Annotated in this window: 14 protein-coding genes; 11 read left to right on the top strand and 3 right to left on the bottom strand. The window is 59.0% G+C overall.

Features of this window, described 5'->3' with window-relative positions; all coding sequences use genetic code 11:
- The first annotated feature begins 261 nt into the window (after positions 1-261).
- From ABYA88_RS10405 to ABYA88_RS10390, 4 genes are all read left to right on the top strand, one after another.
- Entirely contained in the window at positions 262-8,892 is an 8,631-nt protein-coding gene (locus ABYA88_RS10405; protein WP_373187163.1) for a GH36-type glycosyl hydrolase domain-containing protein, read from the top strand.
- A 299-nt stretch (positions 8,893-9,191) separates the two neighbouring features.
- On the top strand, positions 9,192-10,346 hold the full coding sequence (locus ABYA88_RS10400; RefSeq protein WP_373187161.1) for an efflux RND transporter periplasmic adaptor subunit: 1,155 nt from the start codon (positions 9,192-9,194) through the stop codon (positions 10,344-10,346).
- Positions 10,343-13,447: an efflux RND transporter permease subunit gene (locus tag ABYA88_RS10395; protein ID WP_373187159.1), complete on the top strand. Its 3,105-nt coding sequence runs from the start codon at positions 10,343-10,345 to the stop codon at positions 13,445-13,447. Before ABYA88_RS10400 ends, ABYA88_RS10395 begins: the two co-directional genes overlap by 4 nt.
- Positions 13,440-13,952 carry a DUF3087 family protein gene (locus ABYA88_RS10390; RefSeq protein WP_373187158.1) on the top strand — a complete coding sequence of 171 codons (513 nt, stop codon included), beginning with the start codon at positions 13,440-13,442 and terminating at the stop codon, positions 13,950-13,952. The genes ABYA88_RS10395 and ABYA88_RS10390 overlap by 8 nt, the downstream gene beginning before the upstream one ends.
- Before the next feature lie 63 nt (positions 13,953-14,015).
- On the opposite strand, the gene ABYA88_RS10385 is transcribed toward ABYA88_RS10390, so the two are convergent.
- Positions 14,016-15,104 carry an NADH:flavin oxidoreductase/NADH oxidase gene (locus ABYA88_RS10385; RefSeq protein WP_373187157.1) on the bottom strand — a complete coding sequence of 363 codons (1,089 nt, stop codon included), beginning with the start codon at positions 15,102-15,104 and terminating at the stop codon, positions 14,016-14,018.
- Positions 15,105-15,204: 100 nt separating this feature from the next.
- Here ABYA88_RS10385 and ABYA88_RS10380 point away from each other — a divergent pair, with 100 nt between their 5' ends.
- A complete protein-coding gene (locus tag ABYA88_RS10380) occupies positions 15,205-15,522 on the top strand; it encodes an ArsR/SmtB family transcription factor (protein WP_373187156.1) in 318 nt (105 codons plus the stop codon).
- Positions 15,523-15,639: 117 nt separating this feature from the next.
- Positions 15,640-16,029: a septal ring lytic transglycosylase RlpA family protein gene (locus ABYA88_RS10375; protein ID WP_373187164.1), complete on the top strand. Its 390-nt coding sequence runs from the start codon at positions 15,640-15,642 to the stop codon at positions 16,027-16,029.
- Positions 16,030-16,046: 17 nt separating this feature from the next.
- Here ABYA88_RS10375 and ABYA88_RS10370 read toward each other — a convergent pair whose 3' ends face one another.
- Positions 16,047-16,517, bottom strand: a complete 471-nt coding sequence (locus tag ABYA88_RS10370; protein WP_373187154.1) for a GNAT family N-acetyltransferase — start codon at positions 16,515-16,517, stop codon at positions 16,047-16,049.
- Positions 16,518-16,643: 126 nt separating this feature from the next.
- On the opposite strand from ABYA88_RS10370, the gene ABYA88_RS10365 reads away from it, so the two are divergent.
- On the top strand, positions 16,644-17,633 hold the full coding sequence (locus tag ABYA88_RS10365; RefSeq protein WP_373187153.1) for an alpha/beta fold hydrolase: 990 nt from the start codon (positions 16,644-16,646) through the stop codon (positions 17,631-17,633).
- Here ABYA88_RS10365 and ABYA88_RS10360 read toward each other — a convergent pair.
- Positions 17,613-19,055, bottom strand: coding sequence for a PLP-dependent aminotransferase family protein (locus ABYA88_RS10360; RefSeq protein WP_373187152.1), 1,443 nt, complete (start codon positions 19,053-19,055; stop codon positions 17,613-17,615). The two genes, ABYA88_RS10365 and ABYA88_RS10360, sit on opposite strands and share 21 nt — an antisense overlap.
- Before the next feature lie 96 nt (positions 19,056-19,151).
- Between ABYA88_RS10360 and ABYA88_RS10355 the strand changes: the two genes are divergently transcribed.
- From ABYA88_RS10355 to ABYA88_RS10340, 4 genes are all read left to right on the top strand, one after another.
- On the top strand, positions 19,152-19,748 hold the full coding sequence (locus tag ABYA88_RS10355; protein WP_373187151.1) for a pyridoxamine 5'-phosphate oxidase family protein: 597 nt from the start codon (positions 19,152-19,154) through the stop codon (positions 19,746-19,748).
- A gap of 131 nt (positions 19,749-19,879) precedes the next feature.
- Positions 19,880-20,065, top strand: a complete 186-nt coding sequence (locus tag ABYA88_RS10350) for a hypothetical protein (protein WP_373187149.1) — start codon at positions 19,880-19,882, stop codon at positions 20,063-20,065.
- 120 nt (positions 20,066-20,185) lie between these two features.
- On the top strand, positions 20,186-21,391 hold the full coding sequence (locus ABYA88_RS10345; protein WP_373187148.1) for a YbfB/YjiJ family MFS transporter: 1,206 nt from the start codon (positions 20,186-20,188) through the stop codon (positions 21,389-21,391).
- Positions 21,392-21,407: 16 nt separating this feature from the next.
- Positions 21,408-21,745 (top strand): hypothetical protein (locus ABYA88_RS10340; protein WP_373187147.1); only part of this gene is annotated, 338 nt, incomplete at its 3' end.

Here is a 21,745-nt window from a genome sequence, read left to right as displayed (position 1 = left end):
GGTGAGTGAACCATAAGGCCTGGTGAGAAGGCCGCTGGTGATAAAGTAAAACGCCGCACTACTAATTCTGCTTGAACTCCAGACAGTTACCAACCTCACAATCAAACAGCCTGCAGCGTTTATCCATCGCCCCAAGCTCCTGATCGCCCACACTTGCTGGCAGGGTCAATTGAATCTGGAATCCACCCAGGACAGCTTGTGCCAGGTCCCATGCAGGCTTCTTTGGTCTGAATCATCCTCGCACCGTACGGAATAGTTGCCATGTCGAGATTCCAGGGGCTTCAACAAAGCAGTGATGCCGAACTGTTGCGATCCGAACTGTTCAGCATTGAGCAGCTGAAGCGTCACGCCTTACTCTTGGCTCGCCAGCATGAAATCGACTCCCGGCCAGGACCGGATAAACTGTTGCCTCGGCTGAAAGACAACGAAGCAGTGTTGCTGACCGCTTACGATGTGATGACCACCACGGCAGCCACCGAGCGCTTTTTACCCTCGGAAGCCTGGTTGCTTGATAACTATTACCTCGTTGAACAGCAGATCGCGCTCGCAAGAGGACATTTGCCTCGCGGTTACAGTCGGCAGCTGCCCCGCTTGAAAAATGGCCTGTCTGCCGGCTACCCCAGGGTTTATGATCTGGCGTTCGAGCTTATTTGCCGCGGCGATGGACGTCTCGATAGTGACAATGCGACCCAGTTCCTTGCCTCCTACCAGACGATCACGCCACTTAAGCTGGGTGAGCTGTGGGCCTTTCCAATCATGTTGCGGCTGGCGCTGCTGGAAAATCTGCGCAGGGTTGGGGTTCAGATAGCGCGGCGGCATGAAGAGCGCGAAGTGGCTGCTCTCTGGGCCGATCGGATGTTGGCGACCGCAGAATATGAGCCGGAAAAACTGGCTCATGTTCTGGCCGACTTCGTCCAGGCAGGGGTATCTCTGACGGCGCCATTTGTCGAAGAGCTCTTCGCCCGGTTGCAAACTCAGGGACCAGCCACGGCCTTTATCCAGACATGGCTGGATCACAAACTGTCTGAGCAGGGCGTCACCGCCGCTCAGCTGACGGAGCTTGTTGCCCGGACGGCTACCGCCAATCAAATTTCTGTTGCCAATAGTATCAGCAGTCTTCGTTTTATCGGGTCCATGGACTGGAATAGCTATGTCGAAACCCTGAGTCTGGTAGAGCAGACGCTGAAGACAGACCCTGCGCGGACCTATTCACTTCAGGATTTTGCTACGCGCGACCGCTACAGACACGTGGTCGAGGATGTCGCTCGTGGTAGCCGCTGTTCAGAAGTGGCTGTGGCCGAGGCGGCGATTACACTGGCTCGATCCGCGGCGGCGGAGCTTGGCGAGGGCCACCGGCATGCCCATGTCGGCTATTACCTCAGAGGCCCTGGGCGGCGGCAGCTGAAGGAAAAGACCGGTTGTGAACTTCCCTTCAGAATACGACTCGGTCGGGGCGTCTGGCGCTTCCGGCTATGGCTTTACCTGGGCGTCATTTTTACCCTCACTGCTGCGGCGACAGGCGGAGTGATGGCACTGTCAGTCTCGGAAACGACGGTAGGCTGGAAGGTTGTACTGATTATTTTGCCCCTGTTCATCGGCTCGTCTGCATTGGTGGTGTCTCTGGTCAATATGCTGTTGACGTTGCTGTTGCCGCCACGCGTACTGCCCAGGCTCGACTTTTCCGGCGGTATCCCCGATGAGCACCGCACCATGGTGGTCGTTCCGACCCTGCTGGCGAAGGCCAGTGATATTGATGACCTCCTGGAAAGTCTCGAGATTCGCTATCTCGGTAACCGCGACGGCAATGTTTTTTTCGCTTTGCTGACGGACTTTCCTGATGCGGACAAAGAGGTGTTGCCCAGCGACGATGCTCTCCTTAACCGTGCGCGAGCGGAAGTAGAGCGACTCAATCTGGCCTACCGCGGCAGCGGCTCCGACCCGTTTTATCTGTTTCATCGGCCCCGCGTATGGAACCCAGTGGATCGGTTATGGATGGGCTATGAGCGCAAGCGCGGTAAGCTGGAGCAGTTCAATGCCCTGCTAAGGGGGCAGGCAGCGGGGGCCTTTTCCTACATAGTAGGAGACTGCTCGATTCTGCGGTCCATTCGTTACGTCATCACGCTCGATACCGACACCCACCTGCCCAGGGATACGGCTCACGCATTGGTGGGTAATATGGCCCATCCGCTCAATCGTCCGGTTTACGATGCTGCCAGTGGGCGCATTGTCGAAGGCTATGCGATTCTTCAGCCCCGGGCGTCGATCAGTCTGAGCAGTGCCAGGCGTTCACGCTTCGCCCGGCTGTATGCGGGTGAGTCAGGTATCGATCCGTATACCCGTGAGGTCTCTGATGTCTATCAGGATATTTTTGCGGAAGGCTCGTTTATCGGCAAAGGCATCTACGACGTGGATGCTTTTCGCTTGGCGGTGGATGGGCGCTTTCCGGAAAATCTGATCCTCAGCCATGACTTGCTCGAGGGTGGTTACGCCCGGTCGGCACTGATCAACGATGTGGATTTGATTGAAGACTTTCCGCCAACCTATGCAATAGATGCCAGTCGTCGCCACCGATGGATCAGAGGCGACTGGCAGCTGATTTACTGGCTTTTGCCTTGGGTGCCTGCGGGGCCCTCAGTCATCGGGAGAGGCGACGCCGAGGAGCAATCAGGCAAAAAAACATCCCGGTGGCAGGCTAATCCGCTTACTGCTCTCTCGCGCTGGAAGCTGCTGGATAACCTGCGTCGCAGTCTGGTACCCCCTTCGTTGATCGTCTTGCTCGCGGCAGGATGGATGCTTGCTATAGGCGCTGTCTGGCTGTGGCTGGTGCTGATCTTAATGGTGGTGTACCTGCCGGCGATTGTTCACGCCGCTATTGAACTTGCCCGTAAGCCGGCTGAGCGGGACTGGATGGTGCATCTGAAGCTGGCCAGCCAGTCGGCGCAGCGACCTCTGGCCATCGCGGCCCTGAGCTTGATACTGCTGCCCTACGAGGCCTGGCTCAGTCTTGGGGCAATCACCCGCTCCGCGTTCAGGATGCTGTTCACCCGCAAGGGACTATTGATATGGCAATTGCCTTATTACAAAACCCGAAATGGCTGTCGGACACTGGCAGACTATGCCAGGGAGTTCTGGGTTGTGCCGGTTCTTGTCGGAGGTCTCTGCACCGCGCTGGCGGTGTCCGATGTGATGACATTCGTCGACTGGGCTTTCGTGACAGCGGTGTTGATGCTGTGGCTCCTGTCGCCTGTGGTGGTGTGGTGGATCAGTCTGCCGTCGGGGTTCCCGGTGACCCGGTTGAGTCCGCAGCAGCAGGCATTTTTAAGGATCTCGGCGCGGCGAACATGGCGTTTTTTTGATCAGTTTGTGGGTCCTGCGGACAATTGGCTGCCGCCTGATAATTTCCAGGAATACCCTGAGCCATTGATTGCGTCGCGCACCTCGCCGACGAATATGGGTATGTCCCTGCTGGCGGATCTCGCAGCCAGTGATTTTGGTTACATCACGGCAGGAGAATGTTTACGCCGGGTGGGTGCCACGCTTTCATCGATGGAGCGGCTTGAGCGTTTTCGCGGCCACTTCTATAACTGGTACGATACCCGGACCCTTGAGCCGTTGCGCCCCCAGTATGTGTCATCAGTGGACAGCGGTAATCTCATGGGCTGCCTGCTTACGTTACAGGCAGGTCTGACAGAATTTCGGTGTCAGCCGGTTGTATCTGCGTTGGCGTTTCAGGGCCTGCAGGACACCCTGCAGGTGCTCGTACAATGCCTGCCAGTAACGATTCCGGCCGTTTTGGCTGACACAGTTCAGCAACTACAGGCCAAACTGGAGCTGTCAACGCAGGATAAGGCGCCGCCCATACCGGCAGCTATCCGGGACACGTTAAACGTGATCGCAACCCTGGCAGATAACGTGCGCGACGCCTTGCCGCCGGACAGTGATGAAGAGCTCAGTTACTGGGCTCGGGCTCTGGTTCATCAATGTGAGGGTGTATCCGAAGAGCTTGACCGCTTGCTGCCAGAGAATGATTCCTTCGACACGATGCCCTCGCTGGCTGAGGTGGCTGAAGCAGCGGATGACGGGCGAAGCGAGGCGTTGCAGCGCTTGACGGCTATCAGTGACCTGGTAGAACGTTGTGGCCGGATGGCGAGGATGGACTTTGATTTTCTTTACGACCGAGTCAGTGGGCTGCTGACCATCGGCTACGACGTCAGTGAGCATCGCCGGGATCAGTCCTGCTATGACCTTCTGGCATCCGAAGCGCGGCTTGCCAGCTTTTTAGTGATCGGCCGGGGTCAGGTCCCGCAAAAGCACTGGTTTTCTCTGGGCCGTTTGCTTACCAGTCATGGTGCCAATATCAGCCTGCTCTCATGGAGCGGTTCCATGTTCGAGTACCTGATGCCCCAGCTAATCCTGCCCTCCTTTGCCGGCACGCTGCTGGACGAGGCCTGTAGGGCGGCAGTTGTCCGCCAGATTGAGTATGGGGCGCAGCGAGGGGTGCCATGGGGGATCTCGGAGTCTTGCTACAATGCGACCGATCTGCACCAGGTCTATCAATACCAGGCCTTTGGTGTGCCGGGACTGGGCTTCAAGCGAGGCCTGGGTGACGACCTGGTTATAGCGCCCTATGCCAGCGCACTGGCACTGACGGTTCTGCCAGTCGAAGCCAGTCGCAATCTGCAGGTACTTGCAGACAGTGGTTTTCTGGGCCCGTATGGGTTTTATGAGGCCGTTGATTACACGCCTGAGCGGGTGCCACGCGGAAAGACTTTTGCCATTGTGCGCTCTTATATGGCTCATCATCAGGGCATGAGCCTGCTTGCCTTTGCTCACGCCCTGTTGATGCGCCCCATGCAGCGACGCTTTATGTCGGACCCCCAGGCCCGTGCAACCGAGTTGCTGTTACAGGAGCGGGTACCGAAAGTCGGGGCAACCGTTCATCCCCACGCGGCAGAGGTTTCCGCAGCGGCCCGGCCACCGAAGGTGGAGGCGGATGGGGTCATGCGGGTATTTACCAACCCGAGCATGCCATTACCGGAAATCCAGCTGTTATCGAACGGCTCCTACCACATGATGGTTACTCACGGCGGAGGCAGCTACAGTCGCTGGCGAGGCCTTGCCATCAATCGTTGGCGTGAAGATGTTACTGCGGATAACTGGGGGACATTTGTCTACCTGCGAGATCTCGATACCGGGTTGTACTGGTCCAATGCCTACCAGCCCACTTTGCGACAGGCTGATCGCTACGAAGCTATATTTGTTCAGGAGCGAGCGGAATACCGGCGCTCTGACCAGGGTGTTGAAACCCATACGGAGATCAGCGTGTCGCCGGAAGACGACGTGGAGATACGCCGGATAACCCTGACCAATCACTCCTCCCGATTCCGCCGCATCGAGATGACCAGTTATGCGGAAGTGGTGCTGGCCCCCCTTAATGCCGACCTGTCTCATCGGGCCTTCAGCAACCTGTTTGTGCAGACTGAGATCCTGCCTGACCATCGCGCCATTCTTTGCACGCGGCGTCGTCGGGTTCCGGACGAATCGGTACCCTGGATGTTCCACTTGTTTACAGCACCAGAACAGTCGGCAGGCACACCCTCCTACGAAACTGATCGGGCTCGTTTCATTGGCCGCGACCGAACAGTGGAAAATCCGGTGATGCTGGATTCAACTGCTAGCGTCGATCTCTCTAATAGTGAGGGCTCGGCGCTAGATCCAATAGTCGCTATCCGCAGGGCCGTCAGCCTCCCCGCAGACGAGTCCGTCGTTGTGCAAGTGATATCAGGTGTGGCAAGTACCCGGCAGGAAGCGATTGCGCTTATAGAAAAATATTCCGACTGGCATTTTGTAGATCGCGCATTCGAAATGGCATGGTTCCAGAGCCAAGAGGTGCTTTGTCATATCAATGCGACAGCGGCGGAAATACAGGTATTTGGACGTCTGGCCAACTCTGTAATTTACGGTTCGGCCCTGCGCCGTGCACCGCCGGGCGTCATTACGCGCAACCAGTTAGGACAATCCAGTCTCTGGCGCTTTGGCATATCGGGGGATATGCCGATCGTGCTCCTGCAGATTGAGGACATCAACCGCATCGATCTGGTAAGGCAGGTGTTACAGGCCCATGCCTATTGGCGACTCAAGGGGCTGGTCGTCGACCTGGTGATTATAAATGAGGATCGCTCCAAGTACCGGGCGGAACTGCACGACTGTATTGTTGGCCTGGTTAACAGCGGGCTGGAGACTCATGCTCTGGGACGGCAGGGCGGGGTTTTTGTCCGTCGTTCCGATGAACTTTCTGAAGACGAGCGGGTGTTGTTGCAAACAGTCGCTCGCATTGTCTTCAGTGATACTACCGAAACCCAGATTGAGCAGGTGGAGCGTCGTGCATCCACCCAGCGTGTATTGGATAACCTGCTGCCCTTGCGCAAGCGACAGCCCGAAACGATCGAACCATTGCCCTTTCGCGAGCTGTTATTTGACAACGGACTGGGTGGTTTTACGCTGGACGGCAAAGAGTACGTCATCAGGCTGGAGCCGGGTGAGACCACGCCAGCCCCCTGGTCCAACGTAATTTCCAGCCCCTTCATTGGCACGGTAGTCAGCGAAAGCGGCAGCGCCTATACCTGGGTAGAGAATGCCCACGAGTTCCGGTTAACGACCTGGCACAATGACCCTGTGAGTGATTCCAGTGGTGAGGCGTTCTATATCCGTGACGAGGAAACGGGAGCGTATTGGTCGCCAACGCCGTTGCCAGCTAGAGGCATATCCGGTTACACCTGCCGACATGGATTTGGCTACAGCGTGTTCGAACATTATGAAGACGGAATCAGCTCTGCGCTGACAACCTACGTGGCCATGGATGCGCCGGTGAAGTTTGTCGTAGTTCGGTTGGATAATCAGTCGAGCCGGCCTCGCCATCTGTCTTTGTCAGCGTATTGGGAGCTGGTGATGGGCGAATGGCGACACGCCAACCTGATGCATATTGTGACCGAAACCGACTCCCACAGTGGTGCGATATTTGCGCGTAATGCCTATGGGCGCGGATGTGCAGGGCGTGTGGTTTTTGCTCACGCCAGTGCGCGCAATCAAACGCATTGCGGTAGTCGTGGCGAATTTATCGGACGTAACGGAACGCTGCGCCAGCCTGCCGCCATGCGCCGCACACATTTATCAGGCAGAACCGGCTCGGGTCTGGATCCCTGTGCAGCGATTCAGGCCAGTATCGAGCTGATGGCAGGCCAGGCAACAGAGATCGTGTTTGTGTTCGGGGCGGCGGGGAACGCAGCCGAGGCCAGGGACTTTATCGGGCGCTTCGGTGGTTCCGCCGGCGCGGGGGATGCGCTTGAGGCGGTAAACGAATATTGGAACCGAACCCTCGGCGCGGTGCAGGTCGAAACCCCGGATCCAGCCCTGAACATCATGGCGAACGGCTGGCTGGTGTATCAGACCCTGTCGTGCCGGTATTGGGGTCGTAGTGGCTATTATCAGTCCGGCGGAGCGTTTGGGTTCCGTGATCAGCTACAGGATAGTCTGGCGCTGATGCACACCGCTCCCTGGATAGTGCGCGAGCAGCTGCTGCGTTGTGCAGGTCGACAGTTCCTGAAGGGTGATGTACAGCATTGGTGGCATCCACCGAGAGGGCAGGGTGTGCGCACTCATTTTTCCGACGATTATCTCTGGCTGCCCTACGTCACTAGTCGATATGTGGCTGCGACCGGAGATGTCGGTATTCTTGAGGATCAGGTGCACTTTCTCGAGGGTCGTGAGCTTAATGGTGATGAGGAGGCCTACTATGACCAGCCTCAGCGTTCCGCGGCTGCAGCCAGTCTTTATGACCACTGTGTGAGCGCTCTGCGGTACGGGTTGAAGTTTGGTCCTCACGGCTTGCCACTCATGGGCGGTGGCGACTGGAATGACGGGATGAATCTGGTCGGTCCAGCGGGCCGCGGGGAGAGCGTCTGGCTCGCATGGTTCCTGTACGACAATCTGCAGGGCTTTGCTGCGCTGGCCCAGGCTCGAGATGATGATAGGTTTGCTGGTGAGTGTCGGCTGCAGGCCGAGACTCTGCGGGACCATATAGAGGCGAGCGCCTGGGATGGTGACTGGTATCGACGGGCATGGTTCGATGACGGAACGCCTCTTGGCTCAAGGATCAATGATGAATGTCAGATCGATTCCATAAGCCAGAGCTGGTCGATCATTTCTGGAGGCGGCGACCCGGTCCGGGCCCGTCAAGCCATGGAGGCCGTCAACCAGCGGTTGGTCTGCCGTGATGCAAAGCTGATCCGGTTGCTGGATCCACCATTCGATCGGTCAGCGCTGGAGCCTGGCTACATCAAGGGCTACGTGCCCGGCGTACGAGAAAATGGCGGGCAGTACAGCCATGCCGCGATCTGGACGAGCATGGCCTTCGCGATGCTCGGAGACCCAGAGCGAGCTTGGGAGCTCTACCGTATGCTTAACCCGATCAATCACGGGCACACTCCTGAGGGTATCGCCCTTTACAAGGTCGAGCCCTACGTGATGTGCGCTGATATCTATGGCGCCCCGCCCCATACGGGGCGGGGCGGCTGGACCTGGTATACAGGCGCTTCGGGCTGGATGTATCGCCTCACGATAGAGACCCTGCTCGGCCTCCACCTCGAAGGGGATTGTCTGCGAATTGCCCCCTGCCTGTCTGTCGCGTGGTCGTCCTATAAGGTACGTTACCGGTACCGGCAAACGGTGTATCAAATCACCATTCGCCGCACGGGTGAGCCTTCGCGAGACGTCACCCGGGTGGTGCTGGACGGCCAGACACTGGAAAGCGCCGGCAAGGCGAGTCCCGAGCGCGGCCGGATTCCTTTGGTGGACGATCTGCAGGCGCACGCGGTCGATGTCGAACTGGGCTGACAACGCCGTATTATCACGCGGGGAATGGGGGCGCCGGTTGTCAGTCATTTGCCGCTTGCGTTGTTTGTCTCGCCCAACCCCTTCCCAAAGTCCTTAACAGATCGACTTCGCCGGGTCAGCCGGCCGTCACCCGCGATGCCATCTATCGGAGCCTCAGGATATGTCCGCACGGGTGGGTGTCTTACTGGACCTGAGTCCCTCCAGGGGATGCCAGAGTCAGATATACTGCCTGGCGCGAATGAATCATAGCCATCTCCGCTCGGCACAGCAGTATTTGGCTCTCTTGGTAAGGAATTTCTGTGACCGCTTCTCTCAAGAACAACCTCCCCCGCCGGATTTCATCGGTAACGCTAGCCATTATCCTGGCAGTGATACTTCTGGTGTGGTTGCTGCTGGGTGAGCAACGCAGTGCCCGCGATGAGGCTCCGGCTGCTCAGGTCATAGCAGAGCAGACCCTGAGTCGGGTCGAAACCCGCTGGTCCCAGGCTCAATTCATCACCAGAGAGCAGGTGCTCCAGGGACAGCTCAAGCCCTCGCAGCAGGTGCAGGTAAGTGCCCAGGTGACAGGCCGGGTGGTGAAGATATTGAAGCAGCAGGGCGCTCGCGTCTCTGCTGGCGAGCCCTTGCTGGTGCTGTCCGATGAGGGGCGCAGTCAGGAGCTGGAACAGGCCCGCGCGATCTATAGACTCAGGCAGAAGGAGCTGGCCAGCGCGAAAAAGCTGCGAGCCTCCAACTACGTCACCGACAACGAGATCATCCGCATCGAGGGCGAAGTGGCCAAGGCGCAGGCCGATCTCAGCGCCGCGCAACTTGCGGTGCAGTACAACCAGCCGGTAGCGCCCTTTGACGGGGTTGTTGATCGCCGCCTTGTCGAGCTGGGCGAGTTGGTCCAACCCGGTGCGCAGCTAATGTCCCTGGTGAATGTAGAGCGGCTGAAAGCCAGCGCTTATATTCCACAACAGGACGCAGGCCGGGTTGAAGAGGGGCAGTCGGTAAAACTGCAAATGCTTGATGGTCGAGAGCTCCAGGGTGAAGTTCACTTTGTCAGCTTGGCCGCCGATCCGGAAACCCGCAGCTTTTACGTCGAGGCCGAGGCGGACAATCCCGAGCTCTGGAGAGTCGCCGGAGGCAGCGCCACCCTGCGCATTCAGCTATCGCCGGTGATGTCGCATCAGCTTTCACCCGCTTTGCTCAGGCTTGGCCCGGACGGCAAACTCGGGGTTCGGGCAGTGGACGGAGAGGACACGGTAATCAACTATCCGGTCCAGGTAGTATCCATCACCGGTGCAGGTGCCACGGTTGAAGGGCTACCGGAAAGAGTGCAGATCATTACCCAGGGTGCGGGTTTTGTTGAGCCGGGCCAGCAGGTCGATGCGCAAGTGGTGCAAAACCCGGATGCCGGGTCCGAGGCCATCGAATCCCGGCCCTTGCCCGCTATGGGAGCCGCTGAATGAGCGAGTTGATTCATGCCGCAATAGGCCGCAGCCGCGCGGTCATTACGCTGCTGATTCTCCTGCTTCTCGGCGGGCTGGCCGCCTATAACGCTATCCCCAAAGAAGCTAATCCCGACGTCGCAATTCCGATGATGTACGTCTCGATGAGGCTGGACGGGATCAGCCCGGAGGATGCCGAGCGTCTGCTGGTGCGGCCGATGGAGCACGAGTTGCGCTCCCTGGAAGGCATCAAGAAAATGACCTCCGTTTCCAGCGAGGGTCATGCTTCGGTCATGCTGGAGTTTGATGCCGGTTTTGATGCGGACAAGGCCCTGACCGACGTGCGGGAAAAGGTTGACCTTGCCCGCAGCAAACTGCCCAGCGAAGCCGACGAGCCCACCGTCAACGAGATCAATGTCGCGTTGTTTCCGGTGATGTCGATCGGTCTGGCCGGCCCGGTGTCAGAAAGCGAACTGGTCTTTATTGCGCGCCAGCTGCAGGAAAATATCGAAGCCATCCCGGAAGTGCTCGAGGTGGAGATTGGCGGTGACCGGGAAGACCTCCTTGAGATCGTCGTCGATCCTCAGGCGCTGGAAAGCTACGGCCTGGACTACATGCAGCTGTTCAATCTGGTCTCCAACAACAACCGCCTGGTCGCAGCCGGTAGTCTGGATACCGGCGAGGGACGTATGTCGATCAAGGTCCCCGGTGTGATCGAGAATCTCGATGACGTGCTGAACATGCCGGTGAAAGTGGACGGGGATACCGTCGTCACCTTTGCCGACGTAGCGACCATCAACCGCGGCTTCAAGGATCCCCTGGGCTTCGCGCGGATCAATGGTCAGCCGGCGCTGGTGCTGGAAGTGAAAAAGCGCGCGGGTGCGAATATCCTTTCGACCACCGAGCAGACTCGCGCATTGATCGATGAAGCCAGTACCTACTTCCCCGACGGCATGGAAGTGCACTACATCATGGATGAGTCCGCCCAGGTGGAAACCATGCTGTCGGACTTGCTGAACAACGTGCTCACAGCCGTGGTACTGGTGCTGATCCTGATTGTTGCGACTATGGGCATGCGTTCGGCCATCCTGGTGGGTATTACCATTCCCGGCGCCTTCCTGGCAGCAATCCTGGTGCTATATCTGATCGGTTTCACGATGAATATCATCGTGCTGTTTGCGCTGATTCTGGTCGCCGGTATGCTGGTGGATGGCGCGATTGTGGTCAGTGAACTCGCCGACCGGAATATCTCCGAAGGCCAGCCACCGAAACAGGCCTGGGGCAACGCCGCCGAGCGGATGGCCTGGCCCATCATTGCATCCACCGCCACCACCATAGTGGTCTTCGGGCCTCTGCTATTCTGGCCCGGCGTCGTCGGGCAGTTCATGCGCTATCTGCCCGCCACGGTGATTATTGCGCTGCTTGCCTCGCTGCTCATGGCCTTGATATTCCTGCCGGTGCTCGGCTCGCTCAAGCGCCACAGACCGGCTGTACCCGCAGCGGGGGCCACCCGCGCGGGCAAGGCCTATGCCCGTCTGCTGGCCAGGCTGTTGCGCCGGCCCGGAACAACCTTTACAGGCATGCTGCTGGTGCTGGTACTTATCTTTATTGCGTACGGTGCCTTCAACCATGGTGTTGAATTCTTCCCGGAGGTCGAACCGGAATCGGCCCAGGTACTGGTGCGCGCGCGGGGCGATTTGTCCATCCATGAGCGCGACCAGTTGTTGCAGCGGGTAGAGCAGCGTCTGCTCGGTCTGTCGGAGGTTAAAGCCCTGTATGCCCGTTCACTGGCTACTGCCGACAGCCAGTTGCCTCCGGACGCCATCGGAACGCTGCAGTTCCAGTTTGCCGATTGGCACGAGCGGCGCCGGGCGAGCGCAATCATTGACGAAATGCGAGGTCTGGTCGCGGATGTTCCGGGAATAATCCTCGAGTTCCGCAAACAGGAGGGCGGTCCAGCGGCGGGCAAGCCGATTGAATTGCAGGTCACCGGTCCCGACCAGGACGCCATCGATGCGAGCGTAGAGATGTTGATCGCGCAGATGGACAGCCTGGGCGGTTTTGTCGACATCGAAGATGACCGCAGCTTGCCAGGCGTCGAGTGGCGGATCAACGTGGATCGCGCCGCTGCAGCCCGCTTCGGGGCGGATGTGCTCACGGTGGGTAACGCGGTTCAGATGGTGACCAATGGCTTGCTGCTGGCGAAATACCGCCCGGAATACGCCAGTGACGAAGTGGATATTCGGGTGCGCTTTCCGAAGAACTGGCGCTCGGTCGAGGAGCTCACGCGTCTGACCGTACAGACGCCCCGTGGTCAGGTACCGATCAGCAACTTCGTCACCGTCGAGCCCGCGGCCAAAACCAGCGTGATCAACCGAATCAACGGCAATCGCGCGGTCACGATCAAATCCGATCTTGCCGGCGGCGCCCAGGTAAGCGAACGGCTGAACGCCTTGCTGCAAAGTGACGTGGAATTGCCGGTCGGTGTGCGGATCAATACCGCAGGTGAGGGCGCCGACCAGCAGGAGGCTGCCAGCTTCCTCGGTACCGCCTTTGTGGTGGCGATCTTCCTGATGCTGTTGATTCTGCTGGTGCAGTTCAACAGCTGGTATCAGGCGATTCTGGTCATGTCGGCGATCGTGTTCTCCACCGCGGGTGTGCTGCTGGGGCTGCTGGTCAACAGTCAGCCCTTCGGCATCGTCATGGTGGGGATGGGCATCATTGGCCTCTCCGGCATCGTGGTGAACAACAATATCGTATTGATCGATACCTATAACCATATCCGCGCCGACGGCGCCTCGGCGTATGGTGCCGCTCTGGAAACCGGATGTCTGAGGTTACGCCCGGTCTTGCTCACCTCCATCACCACCGTGCTAGGCCTGATGCCCATGGTGTTGGCAGTCAACGTCAACCTGCTGGAGCCCAGCCTCGGCTTCGGCGCGCCTTCCACCCAATGGTGGACCCAGCTCTCCAGCGCCATTGCTGGCGGCTTGACCATTGCCACCATTCTCACCCTCTTTATCACGCCCTGCATGCTGGTATTGGGGGATAACACCCGGGCCTGGTTAAGGGCGCGGCAGGCGTCGAAGGCCAGAGCAAAAGAGGCCAACGTCCATGTTTGAAATCCAGCATATTGATCCGCAGCTCTATCGTCAGCAGACGCGCAAGAGCACGCTAGTCGTATTGGTGATTTTTGCCGTGTTGGCGATGTTGTTGTCGGCACTAGCAGTCGCCCTGTTTGGCAGCCCGCAAGGCAGTAATTTTCGCTGGAATCTGGGCGGCGTACTGCTGGGGGCGGTCCTCACCATAGTGCTGGTGCGCTCGGTTTTCTGGCATCAGAGCTGGATGCAGCCTGCGGTATATGGCTGGCACCTCAAGCGTAGCCTGATGAGCATCACCAATGTCATGCACCGGGTAGAGGCGGGTGTGCAAACGGGGTCTCCAGAGGCCATGAAGCTGCTCCGGTTCTATCATCTGGGCCAGGCGGAAATGCACCGGCTGGATGGGCACCCACAGGCAGCGGATGATCTCAGCGGGCAGATGGAAAAGCATCGCCAGGCCATGCTTGAGATGGGGCTTTCGACCGACCAGTATCGGTTGGACCCCGGATGGCTGGCCAGCCTCTAGCAGCGTAAGCCTGATACCTCATCTTGCGCTGCTTACACTAGCGGTTGCCAGCTGGCGCCTGGATCAGTAGCGTTCCAGCCAGTGGGCGTAGGGCGCCGGCAAGGCCCATGACGGCCTGTCGATCTTCAGCTCGCGCGCGGCCTGATAGGTCCAGTGCGGATTGGCCAGATGGGCTTTACCGACCATTACCAGATCCAGCTGGCCATCGCGTACCGCTTTTTCCGCAATATGCGGCTCGCCAAAGCCCCAGGCGGATGACACCGGTACACCTGCTTCGTCACGCACGCGCTGGGCAATCGGTCCCATGAAGCCGGGTGCCCAGGGAATCTTCGCGGTGGGGGTGTCGAAGCCCATGCTGACACTCATCATGTCCATGCCGGCGGCCTTGAACTGACGCGTCAGCTCGATAGATTCGTTCAGGGTCTGCTCGTCGCGCCCATCAAACTCGATCACGCCAAAACGGATGGTCAGCGGCAGGTTCTGCGGCCAGACCTCGCGCACGGCGGCCAGGGTTTCCAGCAGAAAGCGACTCCGGTTCTCGACGCTGCCGCCATAGGCGTCGGTACGCTGATTGGCGTGCGCGGAGAAAAAGCTCTGGGCCAGGTAGCCGTGGGCAAAGTGCAGCTCCAGCCATTCAAATCCCACGGCCAGGGCGCGCTTGGCGGCGGCAACAAAGTCAGCCTTTACCCGGGCAATATCATCCAGGGTCATGGCGTCGGGCACTTTGGGCAGGTGGGCGCCAAAGGGGATGGCGGACGGAGCAATAGTGTCCCAGCCGCGCGGATCGTCATTGCCGATGTGATCGTCACCTTCCCAGGGCCGGTTGGCACTGGCCTTGCGGCCGGCATGGGCAATCTGGATGCCGGCTACGGCACCATGGGCCTTGATGCTGCGTACCACCGGGACGAATGCCTCGGCCAACTGGTCGTTCCAGATGCCAGTGCAGCCGGGGGTAATGCGACCTTCTGGCGACACTGCCGTGGCTTCGACGATCACCAGCCCAGCGCCGCCGCGGGCCATGCCAGTGTAGTTGGCCATATGCCACTCGTTGATCAGGCCGTCGGTGGCCGAGTATTGGCACATGGGCGGAACCGCAATGCGATTGCGTAAGGTGACGTCTTTCAGGGTGAAGGGTTGGAACAGTGCAGACATGGGGGATTCCGTGAGGTGATGGAGAATAATGGCTTGGTTCAGTTGTTCGATAATATTCGAACTATAGATCATAAGTAAAGCCCAGTGTATGATTCGGGCCATGCGACCTTTCAAACATCCTCCCGTGAATGACTTCAATCTCGAGCGCGTGCTCTACGCCTTGAGTGATCCAGTGCGCCTGGAAGTCGTGCAGCGCCTGGCCGTGGTTGACGAGGCCAGCTGCGGAGAGCTGGACGGTGGCCGCCCCAAATCCAGTATGTCCCACCACTTTCGAGTGCTGCGCGACGCCGGTCTGGTGTGCACCAAGAGCGTCGGCACCACGCACATGAATTCCTTGCGCCGGGCTGAGCTGGATGAGCGTTTTCCTGGCTTGCTTACCGCCATACTTGCCCAGCATGCTCCGAGCGAGCCCGGCTGATCGAGCGCTGAGCCATGGCCAATACGGCGCCATTCTGCGTTTCAGGCTGTATAGCGTATGCTGAATAGCGGTATTCGAATGGATTGCTGCGTGGGCGACACCAATATGGAGATGGCGATGCAACGGGTAACCAGAACGTTTTGGCTTTTATTACTGCTTTTCATAGTCGCCGGCTGCAGTACCGGTCAGGCCACTGCGAGCGATAAAAGGGTGGGCCATACCGAAACCGGCCAAGCCTCGTATTACGCCGACAGATACAATGACAGGCCGACCGCCAGTGGCGAGATTTACCAGTCCGCAGAGGAAACCGCAGCGCACCGGACCCTGCCGTTTGGCTCGCTGGTTCGCGTAACCAACCTCAAGAACGGCAAGAGTGTTGTGGTGCGGATAAACGACCGCGGCCCCTTTGTCAGAGGCCGGGTCATAGACTTGTCCCGGGCGGCTTTCGAAAGCATTGGGCACGCTTCCGATGGTTTGCTGCACGTGGAAATAGAAGTCATCCGCTAGTTCAATCTGTCCCCTTTTCAGCGGTGTGGCTGATCAGCTCCATCGCGGTGCTTGTCGGCTTGGCGGCCCAGGCTTTTCTGAAAAAAGTATCGCTGGTGCCCTGGCGGAAAATCATCAAGCTGACCGAACCGGGTAAAGCCGTGCTTCGGATAGAACGCGGGGGCCTGAAAATCAAAAGTGTCTAGCCAGATGCCGACGCAGCCTTTTTCCCGTGCCAGCTCTTCGGCCATCTCGAGCAACTTCGAGCCTGTACCCTGGCCCCTGGTTTGCTCAGGCACCGCCAACAATTCGATGAACAGCCAACGATAGAAAATGTTGCCATACAGGCCGCCAATCACTTCCCCTGAGTTCTCATCGCGTACCAGCAGGGCGACGGCTTCTGGCTTGGGGTCGCCCGCCTGCGCGACGTTGTATGCATTCAGTGGCCGGAGTATGGCTGAACGCTCAGCTTCTCCGGGTTCTACCGCGATTTCAATATGCGTGCTCATGCGCCTGCCTTGTGGATATTATTTTTGCCGTGCACAGATTAGGCGCTGGATTGGCTGGCGGCTACTCTTTGCCATGCTTGTTATATTGGAGGTTTGTAATACACCGAATCCACACCAGGAATGCACATGTTCACAGCCGAAGACATCACTCTCGAGACATGGACCGTCACCGGTCTGAGCACCCGCGTGGCCAGCTTAGGACAGGGGCCGGTGGCTTTGTGCATTCACGGGTGGCCCGAGTGCTGGTTTACCTGGCGGCAGCAGATGGTCGCCCTGGCCAACGTCGGATACCGCGCCATAGCTCCGGACATGCCGGGGTTTGGCGAGACCATGGGCTTGCCGGCGATCGAAGACTTCAACGTAGCGCGCATTTGCGAATTCATGGAGGGGCTCACGCGCCAGGCCGGTGGTGAAAAGCCGGTGCTGCTGATAGGTCACGACTGGGGCGCGATCAATTGCTGGCAGTTCACGCTGCGCCATCCGCAACGGGTCTCACGGCTCGTCAATATGAGTGTACCGCTGCACCCAATCGGCGACCGTCCGCCCACGGCCCTGCTGCACGAACATTTCGGCGACAACTTCTTCTATCAGCTGTATTTCCAGGAACCGGGTGTGGCCGAGGCCGAGTTCGATGCCGATCCTCAGGGCATTTTGCGCGCGCTGTATTGCTCCCCGGACACACCGCGCGATCCGCCTGTGCTTGGCCGCTCAATAGCCGAAGGCGGCGGCTGGATCGGCCGTCTCGGCAAGCCACGTGAGCAGCCGGACTGGCTGACCGATGAGGCACTGGCCTATTACGTCAATGCCTACCGTCGCAGCGGTTTCGCCGGCGGTATCAATTACTACCGCAACCTCGACGAGAACTGGCGGCTGATGCAGCCCTATCGTGATGCGCAGATTACCTGCCCGGTGCTGTTTCTGGTTGGCAGCGCCGACAGCGTCATCCGCGGTGCCAGTGAAGAACAGCTCATGAGAAGAATGGCCCCACGGATTCCGGATTTGCAGATTGTGATGCTGCCAGGCATAGGACACTGGGTTCAGAGCGAGGCGTGCGCGCAGGTGAATGCCGCATTGGTGAGTTTTGCAGCGCAGGCGTCAGCCCGAGATCATGCTTGAGGTGAGCCATTGCTTGAGCAGACTAACGCATTGCTCGATCTCGCGTTCGCTGGCACTGGCGAAGCCCATTACCAGTCCTGTGCTCGCTGCATCGCCGGTAAAGTGGGCGCTCAGCGGCGTACTGCCAATACCTTGGGTCCGTAGCCAGCGGCTCAGCTCCTGATCGTCGAAGTTACCCTCAAGCACCAGGTGCATGCCGGCGCTTTCCGCTACCGGCGTCACCAATCCGCCAAGCTCTTCGGCGACCCGCGCCTGGAAGTGCAGCCATTTGCCCCGATACAGCTGGCGCATGCGGCGCAGATGGCGGGTGAATTGTCCTGTTTCGATGAATTCGGCAATGGTTGCCTGGGTCAGCAGGGGGCTCTCCCCGCCATGGGTCCGCTTTGACTGCACAAAGTGCTCGACCAGTGGTTCCGGCACCACTAGGTAGCCCACGCGTAGCGCCGGCATGAGTGTCTTGCTGAAGCTACCGACGTAGAGCACCGGAGCATCCTCGTACATGCCCTGGATCGCTGCAAACGGCTTCTTGTGAAAATGAAATTCGCTGTCGTAGTCATCCTCGATTACCCAGGTCTGGTTGCGCTGGGCCCAGTGCAACAGCGCCATACGCTGGGAAATATCCAGGATCCCTCCCATCGGGTATTGGTGAGTGGGTGTGCAAAACAGCAATTTGGCAGGCCCGAGCGCATTCAGGGCATCCACATCCAGCACCTGCTCCCTGAGCGGAACCGGGGTGATCGGATTGTCACGAGAGGCGAGAGCATAGCGGGCACCGCGATATCCCGGATTCTCGCAGAATACCGGATCACCCGGCTCCAGCAGTACATCGACGATCAACGACAGGGCCTGCTGCGCGCCGTTGGTGATGATGACCTGCTGCTCCTGACAGCGCACCCCGCGCGATGAGCGCAGATACTCGGCGATCGCCCGACGCAGGGGCCGGTAACCCTGGGTGCTGTCGTATCCGCGCAGGGCCCGGCGGCTTTCGTGATGGTGCAGGATGCGGTTCCAGCTGCGGATCGGAAACGCTTCCAAGTCCGGCAACCCGGGCTGAAAGGGCAGGCTGGCATCTTCCGCTCGGTTGATATGTCTGTCGGTCAATTGCGGGATCGGCGGCAGCAATCCGCTCGTGCTCAGTGGTCGCAAGGTCGAGCCCTTACCTGGCTGGAGCATGCTGGGGCTGATGTTTTCATGCACAAAAACGCCCTGGCCTGCCCTGCTCTGCAGAAAGCCTTCCGCCTTCAACTGGTCATAGACCGCGGTCACCGTATTGCGGCTGACGCCAAGATCCTGCGCGAGTTGCCGACTGGAGGGCAGGCGATTGCCTGGCAGGTAGCGGCGATGAATGATCCGCTGGGTAAGTTGCTGATAGAGCTGGTGCTGCAGCGGCCCGTCGCCGTCCAGATGGACATCGTCAATCACAACTGGCCCCCTGAAATTTCATAATCTGGATCTTTTGATGGTATCAGATGTTTCGTTTAATGGAGCCACGGATAGTCACTAGTTAATGGAGCTCCCATGGCACCCTCAGACAGTATCGTCTCTTCAGGCCCGCTGACCTGCTGCCCGCGCAGCAAGATCAAGCGCGCTGCCAAGCGCGCCAGCTACGAGCGCGCCCCGGCCTACGCGCTGATCGACAGGTTGAAAACAGCACATGTTGCGTTCGTCGAAGAGGGCGAGCCGCGGATCATTCCTATCACCGCGTGGCGCATGGGCGACAATCTGTATCTGCACACACTCAACGGAGGACGTCTCGCGCAGCGCCTCAACTCAGGCATTCAGCTTTGTCTGTCGTTCGCGGTGACCGAAGAGTGGGTGATGAGCAAATCGGCTTTCAATCACAGCGCCAATTACCAATCTCTAGTGCTGTTCGGCAAGGCAACGAAAGTAATCGACGAAGCGGAGTTTGATGCGGCATTCAGAACGATCATCGATGATCTGGAACCCGACCGCTGGGATCAGGTGCGTGCACCCAATGTGAAAGAGCGCAAAGCAACCGCCCTGTTCCGCGTACCCATCGAAGAGGGGGCGTTCAAGAGTCGCGCTGGCGGCCCTGTGGAGGAGCCGGAGGATCTCGAGCTGCCGGTCTGGCACGGCAACTTGAAGGCAGAATAAGCTGTTTATTAGCCAATTCCTCGGATAGCCGCATGAGATTGCCTGAACTTCATGCAATACCCGAAGTCGTTATCTCAGGAGCCATTCTTGTTTTTCCTGGCCGATGCGGGTCACTTGCGAGGAAAATTGCCATGAACAAACCAGACGCCAACGATGCGCCCGACAAGGGTCGCGACAAGGGTCGCGACAAGGGTCACGAGAAAGATAGGAATCAGAGCGAGTCCGAGAAGAAAAAGCGCGACGAGCACAGAGAGGAACTGCTGGATGAAACCCTCGACGAGTCGTTTCCGGCCAGCGATCCGCCAAGTACCTACTGAGAGTAACTAGTTCTGGCGATCGGAGTCCTGCCGAGCCGGGGCCACCCCGCCCAGCAAACTTGGCGCCACTTCGACCATCGAGGTATGGCGAGCTCAGGGCAGGGCATGCATACTTAAACCATGACTCTTGCTGCCCAGCGCCTGCAAGTGCTCTGCGCCGGTATCTTCAGTCTCATGTTGACGCTCGGTGTGGCGCGCTTTGCCTACACACCGATGCTTCCGCAAATGCAGGTCCAGGCCGGCCTCGGCGTGGTCGACGCAGGGTGGCTGGCAGCTATCAATTATGCCGGCTACCTGAGTGGTGCGCTGCTGGCATCGTTCATCGGCGACCTTAGGCTCAAGGACCGGTTATACCGCTGGGGAATTCTGCTTGCGGTAGTCAGTACAGTGATCATGGCGACCAGTACCAACCTTTGGATCTGGGGCCTGTCACGCTTCATTGCAGGCCTCTCCAGCGCCGCAGGCATGCTGCTGGGCAGCGCGCTGATCCTCAACTGGCTGATGCGGCACGGGCAGCGCAGTGAGCTGGGTATTCAGTTTTCCGGCATCGGACTGGGTATCGCCCTCTGCGCTGCGCTTATTGCGATGTTTGATCCATGGCTGGACTGGCGGGACCAGTGGCTGGCGCTCAGCGTCTTGGGGATAGTGCTAGCGATACCCGCACTACGCTGGCTGCCACCACCGGATACCAGCGGCAAGACCTCCAGTGGCGCAGCGATGCCAGACAGCCCGCCCAGCCGCCTGTATCTGCAGCTTTTCATGGCCGCCTACTTCTGCGCCGGCATCGGCTATGTAGTCAGCGCCACCTTCATTGTGGCGATCGTCGAGCAGCTGCCAGGCCTGAGTGGCCGGGGCAATCTGGCTTTCCTGCTGCTCGGAATCGGCGCTGCGCCCGCCTGCATCATCTGGGATCTGGTCGCCCGGCGCAGCGGGGAACTGAACGCTCTGATCATGGCCGCGCTGCTACAGGTAGTGGGCATTCTCTTACCGGTGCTGCACCACAGCTTGTGGGCGGCCTTGTTGGGCGCCTGGCTGTTCGGCGCCACCTTCATCGGCATGGTCAGCCTGGTGCTGACGATGGCCGGGCGCTACTACCCCACCCGCCCCGCCCGTATGATGGGTCGTATGACTCTGGCCTACGGTCTGGCCCAGATCATCGGGCCGGCATTGACCGGAATGCTGGCCGCGCGTTTTGGCGGTTACGCCATTGGGCTCTGGTTTGCGGCCGCGGTGATGCTGCTGGGCGCCTTTTTGCTGTTTGGCCTGAAAGTTGTAGAGCGTAGGGATCGCCTGGAGAGTCTGCAGGCCAATACCAACGTCATTTGAAGCCTGGGAGAGAACAATGAATAAGATAATACGGGTGGTAGTCGCGCTGCTTGGCGTGCTTTTCTTGCTGATCGGTCTGCGCTGGTTGATAGACCCCGCAGGAGCGGCTGCCAGCCTGGGTATGCCATTGCTCGACGGGCTAGGACGCAGCAGCCAGATCGGCGATTTCACCGCATTCTTCCTGACGCTTGGAACGCTGATTCTGGTCGCATTGCTCACCGCGCAACGCATCTGGTACTACCCGGCCTGCATGCTGCTGGGGATTGCCGCCGTCGGCAGGCTACTCGCCTGGGCCGCTCACGATGCTGCCTTTGCGGTTGATATGATTGCGGCGGAAATCATCATCACCGGTTT

Origin of the sequence: Halopseudomonas sp., assembly GCF_041579695.1 — a bacterium.
Lineage (GTDB): Bacteria > Pseudomonadota > Gammaproteobacteria > Pseudomonadales > Pseudomonadaceae > Halopseudomonas.
Note: the sequence above shows the minus strand (reverse complement) of the source record. Positions and strands in the feature narration are given on the sequence as shown.

Coding starts and splice junctions, on each gene's coding strand:
- ABYA88_RS10405 (WP_373187163.1), top strand. CDS start 262: ATGTCGAGATTCCAGGGGCTTCAACAAAGCAGTGATGCCGAACTGTTG.
- ABYA88_RS10395 (WP_373187159.1), top strand. CDS start 10,343: ATGAGCGAGTTGATTCATGCCGCAATAGGCCGCAGCCGCGCGGTCATT.
- ABYA88_RS10390 (WP_373187158.1), top strand. CDS start 13,440: ATGTTTGAAATCCAGCATATTGATCCGCAGCTCTATCGTCAGCAGACG.
- ABYA88_RS10385 (WP_373187157.1), bottom strand. CDS start 15,104: ATGTCTGCACTGTTCCAACCCTTCACCCTGAAAGACGTCACCTTACGC.
- ABYA88_RS10380 (WP_373187156.1), top strand. CDS start 15,205: ATGCGACCTTTCAAACATCCTCCCGTGAATGACTTCAATCTCGAGCGC.
- ABYA88_RS10375 (WP_373187164.1), top strand. CDS start 15,640: ATGCAACGGGTAACCAGAACGTTTTGGCTTTTATTACTGCTTTTCATA.
- ABYA88_RS10370 (WP_373187154.1), bottom strand. CDS start 16,517: ATGAGCACGCATATTGAAATCGCGGTAGAACCCGGAGAAGCTGAGCGT.
- ABYA88_RS10365 (WP_373187153.1), top strand. CDS start 16,644: ATGTTCACAGCCGAAGACATCACTCTCGAGACATGGACCGTCACCGGT.
- ABYA88_RS10355 (WP_373187151.1), top strand. CDS start 19,152: ATGGCACCCTCAGACAGTATCGTCTCTTCAGGCCCGCTGACCTGCTGC.
- ABYA88_RS10350 (WP_373187149.1), top strand. CDS start 19,880: ATGAACAAACCAGACGCCAACGATGCGCCCGACAAGGGTCGCGACAAG.
- ABYA88_RS10345 (WP_373187148.1), top strand. CDS start 20,186: ATGACTCTTGCTGCCCAGCGCCTGCAAGTGCTCTGCGCCGGTATCTTC.